The 20,689-nt window shown below is 41.3% G+C and carries 18 protein-coding genes, 1 tRNA gene and 1 other RNA gene; 6 read left to right on the top strand and 14 right to left on the bottom strand.

All coding sequences use genetic code 11. The annotated features are described in order from the left end of the window. Positions 1 to 161 precede the first annotated feature (161 nt). Complete coding sequence (locus PSYC_RS01750; protein WP_011279645.1) at positions 162 to 1,346, bottom strand: OmpA family protein; 1,185 nt, start codon at positions 1,344 to 1,346, stop codon at positions 162 to 164. 590 nt (positions 1,347 to 1,936) lie between these two features. Between PSYC_RS01750 and PSYC_RS01745 the strand changes: the two genes are divergently transcribed. Further along, positions 1,937 to 2,524: a prepilin-type N-terminal cleavage/methylation domain-containing protein gene (locus tag PSYC_RS01745; protein ID WP_011279644.1), complete on the top strand. Its 588-nt coding sequence runs from the start codon at positions 1,937 to 1,939 to the stop codon at positions 2,522 to 2,524. Between the two features lie 37 nt (positions 2,525 to 2,561). On the opposite strand, the gene PSYC_RS01740 is transcribed toward PSYC_RS01745, so the two are convergent. From PSYC_RS01740 to coaD, 13 genes are all read right to left on the bottom strand, one after another. After that, positions 2,562 to 3,356: a pyridoxine 5'-phosphate synthase gene (locus tag PSYC_RS01740; protein WP_011279643.1), complete on the bottom strand. Its 795-nt coding sequence runs from the start codon at positions 3,354 to 3,356 to the stop codon at positions 2,562 to 2,564. A 99-nt stretch (positions 3,357 to 3,455) separates the two neighbouring features. Next, positions 3,456 to 4,220, bottom strand: a complete 765-nt coding sequence (locus tag PSYC_RS01735) for a DNA repair protein RecO (protein ID WP_011279642.1) — start codon at positions 4,218 to 4,220, stop codon at positions 3,456 to 3,458. 48 nt (positions 4,221 to 4,268) lie between these two features. Continuing rightward, positions 4,269 to 5,318: a GTPase Era gene (gene era, locus PSYC_RS01730; RefSeq protein WP_049750931.1), complete on the bottom strand. Its 1,050-nt coding sequence runs from the start codon at positions 5,316 to 5,318 to the stop codon at positions 4,269 to 4,271. 257 nt (positions 5,319 to 5,575) lie between these two features. Further along, positions 5,576 to 6,373 (bottom strand): ribonuclease III, encoded by a 798-nt coding sequence (rnc, locus tag PSYC_RS01725; protein ID WP_011279640.1) that lies wholly within the window; start codon positions 6,371 to 6,373, stop codon positions 5,576 to 5,578. Positions 6,374 to 6,526: 153 nt separating this feature from the next. After that, positions 6,527 to 6,922, bottom strand: coding sequence for a DUF4845 domain-containing protein (locus PSYC_RS01720; RefSeq protein WP_011279639.1), 396 nt, complete (start codon positions 6,920 to 6,922; stop codon positions 6,527 to 6,529). Between the two features lie 160 nt (positions 6,923 to 7,082). Beyond that, positions 7,083 to 7,985 (bottom strand): signal peptidase I, encoded by a 903-nt coding sequence (gene lepB, locus PSYC_RS01715; RefSeq protein WP_011279638.1) that lies wholly within the window; start codon positions 7,983 to 7,985, stop codon positions 7,083 to 7,085. A 78-nt stretch (positions 7,986 to 8,063) separates the two neighbouring features. After that, positions 8,064 to 9,860, bottom strand: coding sequence for a translation elongation factor 4 (gene lepA / locus PSYC_RS01710; RefSeq protein WP_011279637.1), 1,797 nt, complete (start codon positions 9,858 to 9,860; stop codon positions 8,064 to 8,066). 408 nt (positions 9,861 to 10,268) lie between these two features. Continuing rightward, a tRNA-Met gene (locus PSYC_RS01705) sits at positions 10,269 to 10,345 on the bottom strand. A gap of 175 nt (positions 10,346 to 10,520) precedes the next feature. After that, positions 10,521 to 10,888: RNase P RNA component class A (gene rnpB, locus PSYC_RS11275), an RNA gene on the bottom strand. A 66-nt stretch (positions 10,889 to 10,954) separates the two neighbouring features. Continuing rightward, a complete protein-coding gene (bioD, locus tag PSYC_RS01700; RefSeq protein WP_011279636.1) occupies positions 10,955 to 11,674 on the bottom strand; it encodes a dethiobiotin synthase in 720 nt (239 codons plus the stop codon). Positions 11,675 to 11,685: 11 nt separating this feature from the next. Then, positions 11,686 to 12,996 carry an adenosylmethionine--8-amino-7-oxononanoate transaminase gene (gene bioA / locus PSYC_RS01695; RefSeq protein ID WP_011279635.1) on the bottom strand — a complete coding sequence of 437 codons (1,311 nt, stop codon included), beginning with the start codon at positions 12,994 to 12,996 and terminating at the stop codon, positions 11,686 to 11,688. Between the two features lie 3 nt (positions 12,997 to 12,999). Beyond that, on the bottom strand, positions 13,000 to 13,248 hold the full coding sequence (locus PSYC_RS01690) for a YfhL family 4Fe-4S dicluster ferredoxin (protein WP_011279634.1): 249 nt from the start codon (positions 13,246 to 13,248) through the stop codon (positions 13,000 to 13,002). Positions 13,249 to 13,320: 72 nt separating this feature from the next. After that, positions 13,321 to 13,833 carry a pantetheine-phosphate adenylyltransferase gene (gene coaD, locus PSYC_RS01685; RefSeq protein WP_011279633.1) on the bottom strand — a complete coding sequence of 171 codons (513 nt, stop codon included), beginning with the start codon at positions 13,831 to 13,833 and terminating at the stop codon, positions 13,321 to 13,323. Positions 13,834 to 14,097: 264 nt separating this feature from the next. Here coaD and smpB point away from each other — a divergent pair, with 264 nt between their 5' ends. From smpB to PSYC_RS01660, 5 genes are all read left to right on the top strand, one after another. After that, entirely contained in the window at positions 14,098 to 14,574 is a 477-nt protein-coding gene (gene smpB / locus PSYC_RS01680) for an SsrA-binding protein SmpB (protein ID WP_011279632.1), read from the top strand. Positions 14,575 to 15,246: 672 nt separating this feature from the next. Continuing rightward, on the top strand, positions 15,247 to 17,694 hold the full coding sequence (locus tag PSYC_RS01675) for a YgiQ family radical SAM protein (RefSeq protein WP_011279631.1): 2,448 nt from the start codon (positions 15,247 to 15,249) through the stop codon (positions 17,692 to 17,694). Positions 17,695 to 18,217: 523 nt separating this feature from the next. Beyond that, a complete protein-coding gene (locus PSYC_RS01670) occupies positions 18,218 to 18,775 on the top strand; it encodes a hypothetical protein (RefSeq protein WP_227500343.1) in 558 nt (185 codons plus the stop codon). Positions 18,776 to 19,063: 288 nt separating this feature from the next. Next, positions 19,064 to 19,885, top strand: a complete 822-nt coding sequence (locus PSYC_RS01665; protein WP_011279629.1) for a DarT ssDNA thymidine ADP-ribosyltransferase family protein — start codon at positions 19,064 to 19,066, stop codon at positions 19,883 to 19,885. Between the two features lie 38 nt (positions 19,886 to 19,923). After that, complete coding sequence (locus PSYC_RS01660) at positions 19,924 to 20,619, top strand: DarT1-associated NADAR antitoxin family protein (RefSeq protein ID WP_011279628.1); 696 nt, start codon at positions 19,924 to 19,926, stop codon at positions 20,617 to 20,619. Positions 20,620 to 20,689: the final 70 nt, after the last annotated feature.

Here is a 20,689-nt window from a genome sequence, read left to right as displayed (position 1 = left end):
ACCTTGTCAATTTACAAAGTGTTTGGGTGGCTAGTATAACATTATTGCATCATAAATTTATGTAATTACTTACTTTTCTCGATACATCAATAAAAAAAAGCCACCCAATGGGTGGCTTTTTTTGTAACTAATTAGCTTATTACATAATTATTAGCTATTACTTATTGAACAACCATATCTTTAGTTTGTTCAACAGTCATCGTTTTGTCACCAGTGATGATGGCATAAACGCGACGGTTCATAGCACGACCTTCTTCAGTGTTGTTGTCAGCGATTGGTTGGTCATAACCATAACCAACGGTTGATAGACGGTTTGGTGCAATACCAAATTCGTTAGTCAACATAGATTTCACAGCAACAGCACGGGCTTCAGACAGACGTTGGTTATAACGTGCTGATGGACCAGTTTTAGAAGCATGACCTTCAACACGAGCAGTAGAGTTAGGATACTCACGCATCTTCTCTGCTACTTTAGCGATTTCAGGTTTGTACTGAGTTTTGATAGCTGACTTGTCGTTATCAAAGAATACACGTAGTTCCATTTTTAGCTCATCAGTAATATCTACTGGTACTGGGCAACCGCGCGCATCTACAACCACATTCATTGGAGTGCCTGGGCAAGCATCGATGCTATCAAGTACGCCATCGCCGTCTGAATCAAGATCAGATTCTACAATAACGATTGGTGGAGTCTGAACGTCAGGCTCTTGCATTGGTGGAACTGCTACTGCAGGTGCTAAGTGACCACCAAGGACTACTTCTAGGCCGGCCAAAGCCATGCCTTCCCACCAGTTGTTATCAAAGTTATGAATCGCACGAGCTTCACCACGTAGGCTTAGCGCATCATTGATACGATACATAGCACCTAGACCTAGGTTACCGATAGTATCTTTAGTTTCGGCAACTTCAGTACCCGCTGCATTTTCAATCTTAATTTTAGATTGGCCAGCACCAACCAATACATATGGCTTAAGCTTATTATCAGTGTAACCAGTGAATTGCTCAGTACCAATCAAGAAGTTACCAGAGATCATTTCTTGTTCAGCATCGAAGCTGTCAGTTGATGCTGGATCTACACCATCAGTATTTGATACACCATACTCTACTTGAAACTGGGTAGAAGGAGTCAATTCGATACCTAGTGCGGCACCAGTATATAATCCATTTTCTTTATAGAAACCACTATCGCCAACACCAGCAGGGCTCGTAGTTTCAACTTGCTCATCATCAGCGCCTTCGCTGTAGTGATAACCAAGTAGTAATGGGCTGATAGTTACGCCAGCATTAGCTGCTAGTGGGGCTGCGGTGATGGCAAACAAAGCCAAAGCAATTTTATTTAATTTCATGAAACTTTCTCCAAAGAATAATTTTAGTAGTGCATTAAGCAAAACTATTGCTCAAAAACAAACATCATTTACGAACGTACGAACTTAAAATTACAAAGCAAAACCAATTAAGATGTAGCTTAGCTATTATCAATTCAGTTTACAACTTTTTTCGTAAACCAGCTACACATTATTACACGATAATGTCATAACTAAAACACATTAGCCCGCTTAACTTACTGAGAGCTAACACACGTTACACTCTTTATCTTTTGTATGTTAGGTCGCAATAGATGATGAAACGATTCCTACCTATTGTTACAATTCATTTTAATACAAGTAGTTAATTTTCTCTATTGTTAAAAGCCGCTATTCACGAAATGAAACATTCTTTGACAGTAGATATATATTTGGTTTATATTGAACATATATCAATAAACAATATTTCACTATTATCTGTAAGATCTTTCTTTCGCGCTTTACGTCATGAATTATAAGAATAAACTGATAGAAGTCATTGAGTCATTAAACATATAAATTGCTAGGATCATCCTCATAATCAATACTTAAAACTATCTTAGCTATCCCTCTCATACAGGTAGCAGTCCATTATGACCATATCATATAGAACACTTTTAATATGCTCAAAAGATTGTAGACGCCATAATGAGCACGGATTTAATTTAGTAGAATTAATCATAACGGTTGCCATTTTGGCAATCATAGCAATGATTGCCACACCCTATATCTTAACCCAATTAGCTCGTATGGAAGCCAAACGTATTGCAGGTCAAATAGACACTACCTTAACTATGGCAAAAGCCGAGAGTTACATTAGAAGACAAAATTTACTGGTTTGCTTATCTAATGGTGGTGGTCTTTGCCATAGAGACAGCTTTAAACAGTTATTATTATTCTCGGATAAAAATAATAATAACAATTATGATGTTGGTATTGATGATTTGTTAGAAGATCAAGCGCTAAACCCGAAATACAGTACTTTATATTTGAGGGTCGGTAATAACCGCCATTACACTAAGTTTTGGGGCGATAGTGGCAGTCCTCGTGGGCATTTCGGACATATTAAATACTGTCCAACCTCAACCTACAATCACACCATGTATCAAATCTCATTTAGCCAAGTCGGTCGCATTACTTATAAGCCCCATGAAGATCATCCGACTGGATGTGGCACTTAATAAAATAGCCATACATGCTAAGCATTAACTATCGTAACTAGCGATGCATAGCTATTTTCATCATAATAACAGCCTGCTCTATCCCCACAAATAGCGCATCCGCTATCAAGGCATGACCAATATTTAGCTCATATATACCGTCAATTTGGGCAATCGCATTAACATTATCATGTGTAAGACCGTGACCAGCATTGACCAACAGCTTACTATCAATTCGTTTGGCGGTAATCACTGCAGTTTTAATACGTTCAAGCTCTACACTTCCTTTCTCTATATCACCTGCCAAACCTGCCTCAGCGTAAGAACCTGTATGTAATTCAATAGCATCAGCGCCACAAGTGACTGCTGCATTAATCTGCTTGTCTTCGGGATCAATAAATAGAGAGACTTTAATACCTGCTGCCTGTAATTTAGCGACATAATCTTTCAACAAATCCAGCTGTCCTGCTACATCAAGCCCGCCCTCTGTGGTTAATTCAGCACGCTTTTCTGGCACTAAACATACCCAATATGGTTTGACTCGGCAGGCTATCTCTAGCATCTCAGTCGTTGCTGCCATCTCTAGATTCATTCTAGTGGTCAGCTGCCCTGCCATCTCATACACATCGGCATCTTGAATATGACGGCGATCTTCACGCAAATGAATGGTGATACCATCAGCACCTGCTTTCTCACACAAAAGGGCTGCAGCTAGTGGGCTTGGATAGCTCACACCGCGTGCTTGACGTAAGGTTGCCACATGGTCAACGTTGACACCTAAGAGTGGTTTTTTTGATATATTATCTGAATTTTGCTCTAATGTATTCGGCAAAATCTGCGCTGTAGCCGTCATAAAAAATCCTTTTATTAATAGTTAGATCATTTACTAAAAATAGCCTGTAACGTATTTATGATAAGTAGTGTGTGACCATACGCTATCATTCGAAACGCTTTATAATTGATAACGCTGTTGCTGCTGCCAAAGCAAACGACTTTGTAGCGGCTGATAATCAAGCAAGTGATCAATCAATTGCCGATGCAAACGCGACCACATGTTTAGCGTATTAACAGATAAACCTTGCTCAAGCATCATCAATACCTCACTTCCATTAAAGACAGTATGCCTAACCAAACTTTCGCTGTCTTCATGATGCACAATAGGCATTAAACCGACATCAGGTAAGAATCGATAAACCTGTGCAGAATCGATAGGATTTTCGAGACTGTCTTGATTCAAAGTCAGTGAAAATCCCAACTCATTAAATAGATAGCTCTCAAAATGGCGCAGACACAAACGTAGCTCGTCAGCGCTTAGAGGTTTTTTGAGCTTGTATAGGCTATCTTGATAATGCTGCCATAATATTGGCATAGGATCTTCAGTAGGCAATAATCGCCATAATATCTCATTGAGATACAAGGCTGCATATTGATGCTGACCTGTGATGCTTTCTTGATACCGTGTTTCTGCATTTGCTGCATCATCATTTTGTGGAGCTGATTGATGAGCTGAAATAAAAGAGGCAATATTGATTTGACTAAAGGTTTTGAGATCACGTTTGCCCGTAGCAAAGAGTTGTAAGGGCATAAATAGTGGCGCGCCTTTTTTGCCAATACCATGTATCACCCCATGCTGCTGAGAAAATAAATAATATAAGGCGCGCTTTTCTTGATAAGGGCGCTGGTGTAATAAATAACCGATTAACGCTTCATTACGCATGGATTATTACTCCAGCTACAATCAGTCCAAAATAAAAGAGCGTTGCTATTAATATCCTAAACTGGTCAAAGCTCGTTCGTCATCAGACCAGCCACGCTTAACTTTCACCCACAACGTTAACATGATTTTTTTATCAAACAGCTGTTCCATATCTTTACGCGCATCCATACCCACTTGCTTGATACGTTGACCTTTATCACCAATAACAATCGCTTTTTGACCACTACGCTCAACATAAATAGTGGCATCGATAAAGGTACAAGCTTTACGTGGACGACCGGTTTTTGGATCAGTATGTGCCGCTTCATCTTTAAAACCATCAATTTGTACGGTTAAATCATAGGGTACTTCATCACCGGCACTACGCATGATCTTTTCACGAATGATTTCACTGGCTAAAAAACGCTCTGAGCGATCGGTGATTTGTTCTGTATCATAAATTGGTGCAGCCACTGGCAAATGTGATGCTATCACTTCTTGTAGACGATCTAAGTTTTGATTTTTTAATGCAGAAACAGGGACGATATCGGCAAAATCAAAACTGTCGTTAAAGGTCTCCATTAGTGGCAAAACGCTGCCTTTATCTTTCAAGGTATCGGCTTTATTAATCACTAAAACCACATTTAGATTGGTATCACCAAGCTTTTGTAGAACCAGTAAATCATCATCACGCCATTGGTCAGAATCAACAACAAACAATACTAAGTCGACATCTACCAATGCAGAGACGGCCGCTTTATTCATGCGCTCATTGATAGCACGCACTTCGTTGCGATGAATACCTGGAGTGTCGACAAATACTGCCTGCATCTCATCATTAGACAAGATACCGTGGATACGATGGCGAGTCGTTTGTGGTTTACGCGAAGTGATAGAAAGCTTTTGACCCAATAAATGGTTCATCAACGTTGATTTGCCGACATTTGGGCGACCAACGATGGCGACATAGCCGGTTTTAAAACCTTCAACGGCAAGTTTACTATTATCTGGTGAAAAAAATGCTTCAATTGCTGAATCGTTATCTACTGTATCGTTTTCCACTACGCTATCTTTTACTACATTATTTTGGCTTACATTCAGGTCAGTATTTTCGGTCATATTTGTGGCATTATCTTCATTATTTAATGGCAAGTCAGAGTGATTGCTCATGGGGTAATCCTATGGGGTTTGTCATCAGTCAAACTGCTGTATGCTCATATGACATAAACAGCAGCACTGTTATCAAGTTAAAAATATGTAATATCGCAATACTAATTCGTTAAAGAATAAGCATTTTTTAAAATGTAGAGATTATAATTTTAACGGCGTTACTATTAAGGCAGTACTATAAAATCAGGGCCATATTACAAAAGCTATTAGCGGCGTTTTTTGGGCACACCTGGCAACTTATGAAGCTGGTTAATCATCAGCTCAGCAGCTTTTTGCTCAGCAATCCGGCGACTTTCGCCAGATTCGGTAATATCAGGACAGTTAATAATGTTTACCTGACAGCGTACCACAAATAGTTGATGCGGGGCATTGCCGCGTGTTTCCATCAACTCGTAATGTGGTAAGTCAAATTGCTTCGACTGCAACCATTCTTGTAAACGACTCTTGGCATCTTTTAGGGCTTTTTGATCGTTCACATTATCAATCAAATCCCCATACCAAGAAAGCACACATTCTCGCGTGATATTCATATCTTGACTGTCTAGATAAATAGCACCAATCAATGATTCTACCGCATCTGCCAATATGGAAGCACGATTGCGACCGCCACCTTTACGTTCACCGACCCCCAATATCAGCTGATTTGACAGCTCTAGATTTTGAGCGATAATGACTAAAGATTCTTGCCTAACGAGCGTCGCTCGCATACGGGTCAGACGACCTTCGTTTTGGGTCGGATAACGATGATATAGCGCCTCACCAACAATCATCCCCAATAAGGCATCACCCAAAAACTCCAAGCGTTCATAGTTCTTTTTACTATCGAACGAGCGATGCGTGAGTGCCAGCTTTGCTAGGCTTAAATCATTAAACACATAACCCAATTTGCGCGTTAATACTGCTAAGCGTTGAATAAATTCTGAACTAATAACAAGCGTGTCATCAGATAGGCTATTTTTTGGTGGATTAGGAACCGCCTGAGGATACTGCGAAGTTGGTTTCATGCGTGGCTTATGATTATCCCTTTTGTTGCACTATTTAATCTCATCAAATAGTAACGTTTAAAAATATTAAATACAAAAAACCAGCTCATAGAGAACTGTTTTATAGCGTACTGGCTTGTTAAATCGTTGCTGTTTAGATTCTAAAAAATCGAATTAATCTGCTATTGTAGGATCAATATCGCCTTCAAAGCGATTCACAATATCAATATTACCAAAGAGCGTATGGGTTTTTTCATATTTTTTATAAATAGCTAACTGACCTGTTTTTTTATCTTTAAAGGTAAATATCTCTTCAGCCTTGGTATCGTAATCCGCATTAATAGACAACTGCTTATCAACACGAACAACGAACTGCTTAGCAGTTTCTTTCTTGCTATTAGATTCTTGAAGCTGAGCACCCAAGGTTTTGGTCAGCTGATAATCGGCAATTTGTGCCGGCACAATGGCAACAATTAATTTAGCAGCAACGCCCAAAGCGATGATAATAAAAACGATACTAGTGACACTAGCACCGCGCTGTGTAGATAAGCCAGATAACTGTTGCACCATAATACCTCTCAACGGGAAATTTTCTATATTCGTAACTTACCATGCTTATAAATTACTATATTTTAGTACATATTTATAAGCTAGATATCATTACATTAAATAGCTGTAATATTAGCACAAAACGTTTGTCGATAAATCCATCCGTAGAGCATTGATGCCATTAATCAATAGCGCCATTACGTTTAAAGGTGGGTAACTGCAGACCTGGCGGCTTATGCATCCAAATATACACCGCTTTTCCTGCTAAATTATCATCAGGCACAAAGCCCCAAAAGCGTCCATCCGCGCTGCGATCACGGTTATCACCCATGACAAAATACTGACCTTCAGGCACGTTAATACGCCACTCATTACCTTCTGAGCTCACCACTTCTGGCGACTGTTGCTGTAAAAATGGCGCATATTGTGAGCTGTTCATGCCATTCAAATAGCGCACGACATACTCATGCTTACCTTGGGTCTCTTTAAAGTATTGTGCGTCACCTTCTTCTTGCTGACCCATCGCAGCAGCATTCTCTTCCGTCAGCATTTGACCCGGAGCCACTTGACCTGCCGAATATAACTGTGACGTCAGCTCTGCATTGGCGTCAAAATCCATAGCTTGAGTAGCAACAGGCACGTCATTAATCGCAAGCGTACCTTGATTATAACTCACCGTATCACCCGGTAGACCAATGACGCGCTTGATATAATAAATACTTGGGTTCTCTGGATAACGAAAAACGGCCACATCGCCATGTTCAGGCGCACCGGTATCGATTACTTTATTATAAGTCAGCGGCAAACGTACCCCATAAGCATACTTATTGACGGCAATGAAATCGCCTGTATATAAGGTCGGCACCATGGAAGACGACGGAATATTAAACGGCTCAATTAAGAATGAGCGCACAATAAGCACCACTGCTAATACCGGGAAAAAATCATATGCCCAGCGTACCAACCAGCTCTCTTTACCGCGACCCCGTGTTTTACGTTGTTTAAGTGTCAGCTTATCTAATAGCCAAATAAGACCCAAGCCAATGGTTAATGGCACTAAAATCAAATTAAAATCAAAATCCATACTTAATTGCCTATTAGCGAGCTACTTATCCAACGATGACATCCGTAAAAACAGCCATGATATTCATTTATTAACAATCTAGTCTACCTGCAATACCGCTAGGAAGGCTTCCTGTGGAATCTCCACGTTACCCACCTGCTTCATGCGCTTTTTACCAGCTTTCTGTTTCGAGAGTAGCTTTTTCTTACGCGAGACGTCACCGCCATAACACTTAGCTAGGACATCTTTACGCATGGCTTTTACCGTACTACGACCAATGATTTGGCTGCCAATCGCTGCTTGGATAGCGACATCAAACATCTGACGCGGAATCAGCTCTTTCATCTTACTAACCAGCGCATTACCACGGTAGCGCGACTGGGTTTCATGAACAATCATAGCGAGTGCATCGACTTTATCACCATTAATCAAGACGTCAACCTTAACCAATTTATCGACCTGATAACGCTCAAAATTATAATCAAGTGACGCAAAGCCACGTGATACCGATTTTAGACGGTCAAAGAAGTCCATCACCACTTCACCCATCGGAATATCAAAGATCAATTGCACTTGGCGACCCATAAAACGCATATCGACCTGCACACCACGGCGCTCAATACAAAGCGTCATCACATTACCCAGATAATCCTGCGGTACTAAAATCTGACAGCGAGCAATAGGCTCACGGAACTCTTCTATATTATTCGGTTCAGGCAATCTTGATGGGTTATCAACATAGATAATACTGCCATCTTTTTTCACAATCTCGTAGATAACTGACGGAGCGGTGGTAATCAAATCCAAGTCATACTCACGCTCTAGACGCTCTTGGATAATCTCCATGTGCAGCATACCGAGGAAGCCACAGCGGAAACCAAAGCCTAACGCATCAGAAGTATCTGGCTCAAAAAATAGCGACGCATCGTTGATTTGCAATTTTTGCAGCGCTTCACGGAATTTTTCAAAATCAGTAGATTCAACAGGGAACATACCGGCATATACTTGCGGCGTAATCTGTTTAAATCCAGGAATACAATCGACATCAGGCGTACTGGCATGAGTAATCGTATCACCAACCGGCGCACCAGCAATATCTTTAATACCTGCAATAATAAAGCCTACTTCACCCGCTTCTAAGATACCCGTATCTAACGGCTTCGGAGTAAAGACACCAATTGATCCGACTAGATGCGCATCTTTGGTCGATTTAATATAAAGTTTATCGCCTTTTTTTATCGTACCTTGGCGTACACGCACTAATGATACGACGCCTAAATAATTATCAAACCATGAATCAATAATTAACGCTTGCAGCGGTGCGTCACGATCACCTGTTGGCGCAGGAATAAACTCAACCAACGCCTCAAGCAACTTATCAACGCCAAGACCGGATTTTGCTGACACGCGTGGCGCATCAACGGCATCAATACCAATGATGTCTTCAATCTCTTGAATAACACGTTCAGGCTCAACTTGTGGCAAGTCAATTTTATTTAAAACTGCCATGACCTCTAAGCCTTGATCAACAGCGGTATAACAATTGGCAACAGACTGCGCTTCCACGCCTTGTGCGGCATCAACCACCAATAAAGCGCCTTCACAAGCCGCTAAGGAGCGTGAGACCTCATAAGAGAAATCCACGTGGCCCGGGGTATCAATAAAATTCAGCTGATAACGCTCACCATTGGGATGGTCATAATACAGCGTCACCGACTGCGCTTTAATCGTGATACCGCGCTCACGCTCAATATCCATAGAATCAAGGACTTGTGCCTGCATCTCGCGATCTTGCAGCGCGCCACACATCTGAATAAAGCGATCGGCAAGCGTCGATTTGCCATGATCAATGTGGGCAATAATAGAAAAGTTACGAATATTGGCTAATGCAGTCACAAAGCGCCTACTAAATAATGGAGGATTGAATAACGAATATAAATGCTGTCAGATGGCAACAATAGAATAAACACTCATAGTTGATATTGGTCAATACACCAAGGGTACTATATAAAGCGAACATCGTATTGTAGCAAGTGAAATGCCCACAGCGCTGATTATTACTTATAACTATGCGCAGGCATGTGAGGGTATTCTAGCAGTTTTCCACTGTAAAGTAAGTTGATTTTATCAGCAAGCTTTGGTTTTATAAATGAGGGTAAACAAGCCAGCTTCAAATATAAAATATTTACTAGGTTAGATCTGATATAAATTTTGTGGGTAACTATTTATTCTAAGCTATAAAACAGGCAAAAAAAAACCAATCACAAAGGATTGGTTTTTTAAATTTGAACAACTGCATATAAATGGTGGCGATGAAGAGACTTGAACTCTTGACCTCACGATTATGAGTCATGCGCTCTAACCAGCTGAGCTACATCGCCATTTAAGGCTCGGTATTATGCCGATATGAGTGACTTACGTCAACCCCTAATTGGCTTTTTTTGCAAAAATATTGAATTAAATTCAAGATCAGAGCAATTTTAAAACACCAAACCGATACTGCTGTGCCTTTTTAAAGATAAGCTAATAAAGAGACACCTTTAAAAAACTGCTAAAAAGGTTGGTAAACCGATAAGCCGGGTTCTGTCGTGGACAATCATTCCTCTAGGCGCACAATCGCTCGTACGCTCAAGCAACCTACCCGCATCGAACGCGGGCCGCGCCATGCCGATGCCTATTTGGTCTTGCTACGCGTGGAGTTTACCATGCCGTGAACTGTTGCCAGCCACGCGGTGCGCTCTTACCGCACCCTTTCACCCTTACCGATGATATCTTGCGATAACAAAGGCGGTCTACTCTCTGCTGCACTGGTCGTCAAGTTACCCTGCCCAGCCGTTAGCTGGCACGCTGCCCTATGTAGCCCGGACTTTCCTCCCCTGCTCAATCTGTTGCCAGTGTGCAGCGGCGATTGCCTAGTCTACCAAGCGCGCTAGTATAGCAAAATAAATCCTGATTTCGGAAAGTTTTTTTAGCTTATTTTTAGCGATACTTTATATAAAGTTTTGAGGGAGTATATAATCTATATTATTAAAGCCATCATTGTCTTGCACAGGTAAGGATAACCAATGCGCCGTTGGATAATATTGAGCTAAATATTTTTGCAAAAATTCTATCGTACCAGCTGCTATCTCAGCATCCGTCTGAGCAGCACTATCATGAATATGGTTATAAACAATGCTATGAACTTCTAGACCACGCGATGTTATCGCCTCTAAACTAAGTAGAGTATGATTGATACTGCCCAAACGACCGGAAGTCACCAAAATAACGGGATAGCCTTCTTGAGCAATATAATCCAAGGTTAATAATTTCTCAGTGATCGGCACCAGTAGCCCGCCTGCCCCTTCTAATAACACCACCTCATAATCTGCTTGCAGACTTTTTGTGGCGCTCGTAATCACATCAGGATTAAGAATATCACTGGCAAGTCTTGCCGATAAATGCGGTGATGCAGGCTTCTCAAAACGATAAGGACAAGTGGTATTATCAACATCACACGGCTGTAGCGGAATACCCATCAGCTGACGATGGGTAATAATATCGTCCGCAACGCCCATTTTTCCGCTACTTAAATCTCTTGCAACGCCCGTTTGCACCAGCTTTTGGGTAATGACATTAATGCCTTGTTGCATCAACACTTTGGCAATCATACCAGTGGCATAAGTTTTGCCGATATCAGTATCGATACCTGAGATAAATAGAACGCTCATGGCTATCCTTACTATCCTTTTGCGGACAAAGAAGTTTGAGTTAAATAAATACTGACCACTTTTAATAACGCTTGGCACAGAGTTATAAGCTCACTATCAGTAATGATATAAGGCGGCATTATATAGACTAACTTACCGAAGGGTCGCACCCAAATGCCGTGTTCAATAAGTAAGGATTGAAAGGTCGGCATATCAACAGCGTCGTCTAGTTCGATAACAGCAACTGCACCTAAACAACGTACTTCCTTGACACCCTCTAGCTTCGCTGCTGAGGCAAGCTGCTCAACCATCAGTGCATGCATATTTTCCGTGCGCGCTTCAATGTCGTAAGACAGGATTAAATCAATCGAGGCACAAGCAACCGCACATGCCAGCGGATTGCCCATAAAGGTCGGACCATGCATCAGTGCTGAATAATCACTTTGGCTAATGGTATCGGCTATGGAGCGTGTACATAAGGTCGCGGCAAAAGTCATATAGCCGCCAGTCAGCGCCTTACCAATCGTCATAATGTCAGGGCTAATATTGGCATGCTCACACGCAAATAACTTACCACTACGCCCAAAACCAGTAGCAATTTCATCGGCTATAAGTAGCACATCATGCTCACAACAAAGCTGACGCAGTAGCTGTAAATACTCAGGGCTATAAAAGCGCATGCCGCCTGCGCCTTGAATAATTGGCTCGATAATAAAACCAGCAAGCTGATGGCTATTTTTAGCAAAAAACGCTGTTAATTCATCACGTTCATTTTGAGTAATATCACGCTCAAAGCCCATTGGTGGCGCTGCTACAAAATGCTGCATCGGCAACTGCTTGCCATAGAGACTGTGCATGCCATTGATAGGGTCGCAGACACTCATGGCGTGCCACGTATCACCGTAATAACCTGAATGGGTTGAAGCAAACTGCTGCTTGTTTGGGCGCTTAGCGGCGATTTGATACTGCAGCGCCATCTTGAGCGCCACTTCTACTGCAATGCTGCCGCTATCGGCATAAAATATCGCATCAATACCAGCAGGAACGATTGACAGTAATTTTTTACCCAAGTCTATTGCTGGTTGATGGGTCAAACCGCCGAACATGACATGCGCCATTTTGCCCAATTGCTCAATAATCGCAGCGTTTAGTTTGGGATGATTATAGCCGTGTACACTCGCCCACCATGACGACATACCGTCAATCAGGCGTGTACCATCTTGAGTGACGATATGAATACCGTCGGCATGGTCAATCATGATATTGGGATAACGCGGTGGCAGGCTGGCATAAGGATGCCAGAGATGTTGCTGGTCAAAATCGTTGGTTGATACAGTTGTCATATTTTATTTACCAGTAATGCGCTTGTATTTTGACATCAAATCACTTTCGGTTTCGACATGATTGGGATCATGAGGAATACAATCGACGGGGCAGATGACCACACATTGCGGCTCATCAAAATGCCCAACGCATTCGGTGCATAAGTCAGGGTCAATCACATAAATGTCATCGCCCTCTGAGATGGCTTCGTTTGGGCAGGCAGGCTCACACACATCGCAGTTGATGCATTCATCCGTAATTAACAACGCCATAGAATGCTCCTTGTTTTTCTATCAGGCATTTCTATCTATTAAGAAATACGCAATCTAACACAGATACGCGACCTATTTACTACCGAGCTTTTGAATAAAAGCTTCGGAAACACAAGGCGGTACAAATTTCGTTACATCACCGCCAAGTTTGGCAATTTCTCGAATCATAGTCGATGAGATAAATGAGTAATTCTGTGAAGGCGTCAAAAATACGGCTTCAAAATTCTCATCAAGCTCGCGGTTCATATTCGCCAATTGAAACTCATACTCAAAGTCTGACATCACACGCAAACCACGCAACACGGCGGTGGCGTTTTTTTCACGCATAAAATCGACCAACAAACCCTCAAAACCTATGACGGATACCTGCGGCAAATCAATAAAGACCGTTTCGACCAACGCCACGCGTTCTTCAAAGTTAAATAACGGCTTTTTATGGTGACCAGATGCCACCGCAATCACCACCTCATCAAATAATTTGGTCGCGCGCGTGACTAAGTCCACATGACCATTGGTAATGGGGTCAAAGGTGCCAGGGTATAAAATCTTGGTATGCAATTTTGAAGAAGTAGCAGAAGAGCTCATAGCAGGACCAATGTGGTTGGTAATAATGTGGTTGGTAATAATAAGCTATATGCTAGCAAATTTTATCCAAACTTAATACTTATCTGCTACATTTATCCTAACAGCGGAGCTACATTTGCAACGGTGGCTTTGTTACAATAGTCAGTTCGACTCATTCCTTTTATTATTTGGTAAAAATAACCTCGCTAAAAGGCTAGGATGAGGAATTAGCAAGACTAGGAAAATAGGGACAGGATATATTTAAGCAGTCCTTATGGAGACATTATGTCAAAAAAATCAAAAAAACCGGAAAATCAAATTTGTGCCAATAAAAAGGCTCGTCATGAGTACTTTATTGAAGAGACATTTGAAGCAGGACTGTCATTACAAGGTTGGGAAGTTAAAGCCATCCGCGCTGGTAAAATGACCATTACTGAAGCTTATATTATTTTTCGTAATAATGAGGCATTTCTATTTGGCGCACATATTCAGCCGCTGCTATCAAGCTCAACACACGTGAGCCCAGACAGTATCCGTACGCGTAAACTCTTGCTCAATCGCCGCGAAATCGAGAAATTATTTGGGGCAGTCAATCAAAAGGGCTATGCCTGCGTGCCATTGTCCTGTTATTGGAAAAACTCGCTGGTAAAATGCCAAATTGGTTTAGCACTCGGTAAAAAACAGCATGACAAACGTAAGACGCTTAAAGACCGTGATTGGGAACGTGATAAGCAGCGCGGCTTTAAAAAGGATTTAGATTAAAACTCTCTTTCAACAGATTGATTTTAATCTAAGCATCTTAAAAAACGGACGATTCCACATTATGTTGAATCGTCCGTAGTCAGTTTAAAATAAAATCGATACGTTATTAAAGAGCGGCGCAGCTTTAAAAGCCCGTTTGTGATGAATTTCATTAAGAGCGGGACTAAAATCCTATTGGATTAACCAGTGTTAAGATGGATACAGTTGTCGTTGCAACCCTTTAAAACAATGCAATTTGGCTAGAGATAAACACGCTTCTATTCTTTTAAATGCTCGATATAAACGATGAATAACGTCTAACAGAAATGATGGGCAGATACCGTAAATCCAATTTTGATCTGACTATCTTCCCTTTGATCTGACTATCTTCCCTTTGATCTGACTATCTTCCCTTTGATGTGATTACCTTCCCTTTGATGTGATTACCTTCCCTTTACAGTTACTCGATCAATAAATTTACTGCAGCAATCCTGAATAAACAACCAAGGTTTCTAGATTCTTAGCAACCTTGGTTGTTTGTAGATTACTTACGCTATCAACAACTTATCCTCAATCCTTTATGACATCATGAGTACGATTCATGTTAAAATGAGCGCCTTTAAATTAGCCATTAACTACCGTTATCAATAATGGCTATTATATATATGCATTTTTTCTGATTAAGGTTATCCCATGTCTGCCGATACCATCGCCCGCACCGCCTTTAAACAAGGCACCAAACCCCTTTACGACTACGACAAACATTGGGCAAGCTGCTACGAGCCTGCGCCTTATTTGCCAATGAGTCGTAAAGAGATGGATGAGCTTGGCTGGGATGCCTGTGACGTCATCATTATCTCGGGCGATGCTTATGTCGATCACCCAAGCTTTGGTATGGCGATTATTGGGCGCTTACTAGAATCACAAGGCTTCCGCGTCGGTATCATTGCTCAGCCAGATTGGAAGAGTAAAGATGCCTTTATGGAACTTGGTAAGCCAGTCTACGCTTATGGCGTGACGGCAGGCAACATGGACAGCATGATTAACCGCTATACGGCTGATCGTAAGATTCGTAGTGATGATGCCTACTCTCCTGGTAATGTCGCAGACAAACGCCCTGATCGCGCGGCTATCGTCTATAGCCAGCGCTGCCGTGAAGCGTATCCTGATGTGCCAATTATCTTAGGTGGTATCGAGGGTAGCCTGCGCCGTATCGCGCATTATGATTATTGGTCAGATAAAGTACGCCGTAGTATTTTGCTTGATGCCCGTGCCGATGTCTTATTATATGGTAATGCCGAGCGCGCCATCGTCGATGTGGTACATGGTTTATCAAAAGGCTATAGCTTTGAGCAAATGAGCAATTTGCGCGGTACAGCGTACCTGCTCACGCCGACGCGCCGCCATTGGCAAGCGGGCATGACCGAAGTTGCCAGTAATGATGTCGATACCGTTGGTCGTGTTGATCCTATTATCAACCCCTATGTGATGACTGAAGATCTTGACCTGTGTTCAATCGAACAAGATAAACCTAGCGACTCACCAGTTGGGCAAGCCTTGTCAGGAATGTCAGGGCAATATCCAGGATTCGTGTCTGAGCCAGTGACCAATAAAATCTTGAATACTGACCAAGTCGATGAAGAGACGCAAGTCGTACAAATGCGCGGCTTCAATAAACCGATGACAGCGCGCAAGCATAAGATAAAGATGCCGCCACGTGAGCAAACCGTCATTCGCTTGCCGGATTATGAGCATGTCAAATCTGACCCTGTGCTTTATGCGCATGCCAGCCGCATCTTGCACCTTGAGACCAATCCGGGTAACGCTCGGGCACTGGTACAACGTCATAGCAGCGGCGCGGGTAATTCACATACCTCTATCGATGTGTGGCTCAATCCGCCACCGATTCCTTTATCAACGGAAGAGATGGATTATGTGTTTGACTTGCCATATGCTCGCCTACCGCATCCAAGCTATGGCGATGCGCGTATTCCTGCTTACGATATGATTAAATTTTCGGTCAATATCATGCGTGGCTGTTTTGGGGGCTGTACTTTTTGCTCTATCACCGAGCACGAAGGACGCATTATTCAAAACCGCTCAGAAGAATCTATCCTACGTGAAGTCGAAGCGATTCGTGATACTGCCCCAAACTTTACCGGTGTTATCTCTGACCTTGGTGGTCCAACCGCCAATATGTATCGTCTTAACTGTAAAGATGAAACTATTGAGAAAAATTGCCGTAAACCGTCTTGCGTCTATCCTGATATCTGCGAAAACCTAATCACCGATCACAGTAATTTGACCCAGCTTTATCGTAAAGCGCGCGATATTAAAGGCGTGAAGAAAATCCTTATTGCCTCTGGTCTACGTTATGATTTGGCGATTAAAGACCCTGAATATGTCAAAGAATTGGTTAGCCATCACGTCGGTGGTTATCTCAAGATTGCCCCTGAGCACTCGGAAGAAAACGTGTTATCAAAAATGATGAAACCTGGCATGGGCAATTATGACAAATTTAAAGCCATGTTTGAGCAGTACAGCCAAGAAGCGGGCAAAGAGCAGTATTTGATTCCTTACTTTATCGCCGCCCATCCGGGTACCAAAGATGAAGACATGATGAATCTTGCGCTATGGTTAAAAGGCAATGGCTACCGCGCTGACCAAGTACAGGCATTTTACCCAAGCCCGATGGCGACCGCGACCACCATGTATCACACTCATAAAGACCCACTTCATAAAATCAGCCGTGATGAAGGTGATGTGGATATCGTTAAATCTGGTAAGCAGCGCAAATTGCACAAAGCTTTCTTACGTTATCACGATCCAAAAAATTGGGTGATGCTGCGTAAAGCGCTACAAGATATGGGTCGCGGTGATTTGATTGGTAAAAATCGTGGCTGCTTAATACCGCCATTTAACGCAAGCTTAGAAGGTCGTGATGCCGCGCAAGACAGCTACCAATCAGCGCGTAAGAAGAACAGCCGTCTGGGTAATGATTCGGTGAAACGTAGCAATAAATCAGCTGATAGCTGGTCAAATAAAGGTACTGCGGGCAAAAGCGCTAGTAGCAAAAAGAATGTGAGTAAAGGCAACTTCCAAACTCAGCATACCGGTCTACCACCGCGTAAAACTAAGTAATTAGATCACCAATGATCTGCTGTCTTGCAGTGGATCAAAAGCATTTATTAAATAAGTGCCTATTAGATAAGCGCCTATCAGCCACACGTTGATAGGCGCTTATTTATTTGATTTTAAAGCTGCCTTTGCTGCTTGCTCAAAGTAATCAAATCATAAATTCATAAAGTCGTTATTCCAAGCAACTACTCTCAATAACTGTCTATAAAACATCGGCATAAATAAACAGTCATCGAAAGGTGGCTGTTTTTTTATGCCTGCTCTGTTGAGCGCTTTGTAGGAAATGCGCCTCATTATCTGACTTGCTAGAATAAGAAACAACCCTTCTCTGTATTTCGCTATAGTCGGTGAAAAGTAATATCGATACAACAGGTACTACTGGTGCAAATTTTTCTTGCTTGCTGTGCCTACGCAGACAGAGGCTGCAAAAAATTTACACCAGCAATACGGTAGCGACTTTAAAGGATTTTAACTATAGAGAAGCGCACAGAAAGCTGTCAAAATAGCTCCTCTATAAAAATGTCTCATGACTTATCATAAAGAGGATACCTCGATGCCAAAGCGCCTTATAACTATACTCATCATTGCTACTGCCAGTATGTGGGCGCTGGCAGGCTGCGATAATAGTGCTGATACTGCTGCTAAAAAAACCGATGCGGCGGTATCGACGGCGGACTCAGCGGCAGCCAATACGATAGATTGGTCAGTCATGGATAGCGGTGAGAAACCAGCCGATCTTGCTAATTATCAGTATCCGTTTGCGCTCGATAGCCAAAATGTCCGTGATTATGCAGAGTATTTCAAAGTAGATAACGCCACAGCTCAGCACAATCTGACTGTGAGCATGGCAAGTAATGAGGCACTATCTAAAGCCTTGGATCAGCTCAGTGAAAGCTATGTTTCGCATGAGCTGACTGATGATAAAGATATGAAGCTAATCATTCATACCACGCCTGATATCGCTGCTGGCAGCTATGATTATGTATTGGCTGGGGAATTTGCAAAAGGGTTGGTGCTACCTATCGTAATTGTGCCAGATGGTAAGAAAAGTGAAGCGAAGGCGCATGGAGAGATGGTGGAGTAGCTAGTATTAGAGTAGCGTCTTATCTGCGTTTCTTTGTATACCACGCACAGTAACTTTTAATTATCAAAATAAAGCAGGGTCATAGAAATTTGAAAGCTAGCCTCAGTATCACTTGCTTTAAGGATGAGCAAATATGCCTATCATTTCTCGATTTTCTTTGACGACTCGCTCGTACCTCGCACCGCCTTTCAACTCTACATGAATAACAAATACATAATAGGTTATCACCCTTAATATGATTAAAGGAAAGTTGTTAGGATAACAGCACTTGAATAAAAGGAGTTTAATGTGCAACTATCTTTAGAAAAACTGCCAGTTTCAGAGCGTATGGTATTAATCGAGCAACTTTGGGATAGCATCATAAGCGATAGTAAGTCATTAAAAGATATTGAACGTATTACTTTAACATCATCACAAGAAAAGCTTGTTGAACTGCTTGATAAACGTCTTTCAGAGTATGCGGAAAATAAGTTTTATCATAGATTTGAAATGGAAAAGATGATGGGGTCTCGGGGCATTCAGATTCTTTGCCACTTTACGCCGATTAATAATCTTGAAAGTATTTTAAATAATGGCTTATACCCTAGAGATTATATAGACGAGAACCTACCTGACGCCATATGGACAGATGATGGAAGATTTGAGGGTATGAAGAATGGAGTTTGTTTATCGATATCTTTTCCTAACCATCAAATGTTTTATAGAAAAAGAATGCAGCTTAAAGATATTGAGTCCTGGGCTGTTATTGTTTTGGATGCTAGAAAGGTTATATTAAATCATGACTGTGCTTTTTTTCAAACTAATTCTGCTTTTGGAGACTATAGGAATAAATCATTAAGCGAATTTATGACTTCTAACGCATTTTTTTCGCTATTTGAGGAAAAAGTTGAAACCCGTAATGGAGTCGTAACTAGACAAGACTACTTAACAGATGAATTTCCTACTGATGTTCAGGCAGAGGTGGTTGTGTTTGATCACATTCCCCCTGATTCAATAGAAGCTTGTTATTTACAGAGTGAAAAATATCTAAAATATTTCGAAGAAAAATTTTCTAAATTCACTTTTATTGAAGATTCTAACGATAATTCGGCTTTTGGAAAAAGAGAGTGACTTTGAAATTATTAATAAGCTTCGAAAAGGACTAAAGTATGGCTCAAAGACCAACGTATATTCCCCAGTTTAAAAATAAATTTCTTGTTAAAACTGAAATGGTTGAGTTTAAATATCATTCAGGATTTGCAGCAGTACAAAAACAGAAGTCAATTGACGAACTTCATAACTCAATTCAAGAGAAGTATGGTTTTGATAAGATTTTAGAAGTTTCCAGTAAATCTAAAGAAGACTTAGGTGTGGCTCTTAGTGCTTTTAATTTGATGATAGCTGATAAAGCTACAAAAGAGAAATATAGTGTGGAATGTGCCTTTCAAAGCAGTAAGGTTTTTGAAAATGGTGGTGCTTATACTGACTTATTAAAAGTAACCTCCAAGCAAGCTAAAAAAGATGAAAGGTTGAGGAATTCAGGAAAATTAATTGGGTTTGAGTTTTATAATACTAAATGGCAATTAAACCCCTTAACAGCATTTTATGACTGGTTATATGTGAATGCCTTAAATCAAAACGTCCAGCTGCATGATAGATTAATGCAGTATCAAACCTTTACAGATATTGAATTCAATCCTAAAAAATCAATTAACTGTCAAGCTTATTCAATTGCGATGTTTGTAGCTCTTGCAAAAAGAAATATGTTAGAAAGCATAAGAAATCCTGATGAATTTTTAGATTTTTACAAAGAATTTCAAATAAGTAACACCTATCAACTAAATGAAAACCTTACACTATTTTAGTAGGTACAGGTCAGTTACGCTCAACGTATCCATCAGTTATCTTAGAGTCATAGGGTATAGCCCTCATTTA

The organism is Psychrobacter arcticus 273-4 (assembly GCF_000012305.1).
GTDB lineage: Bacteria > Pseudomonadota > Gammaproteobacteria > Pseudomonadales > Moraxellaceae > Psychrobacter > Psychrobacter arcticus.
The sequence above is the reverse complement of the archived record's forward strand: the minus strand, read 5'-3'. Positions and strand labels throughout refer to the sequence as shown.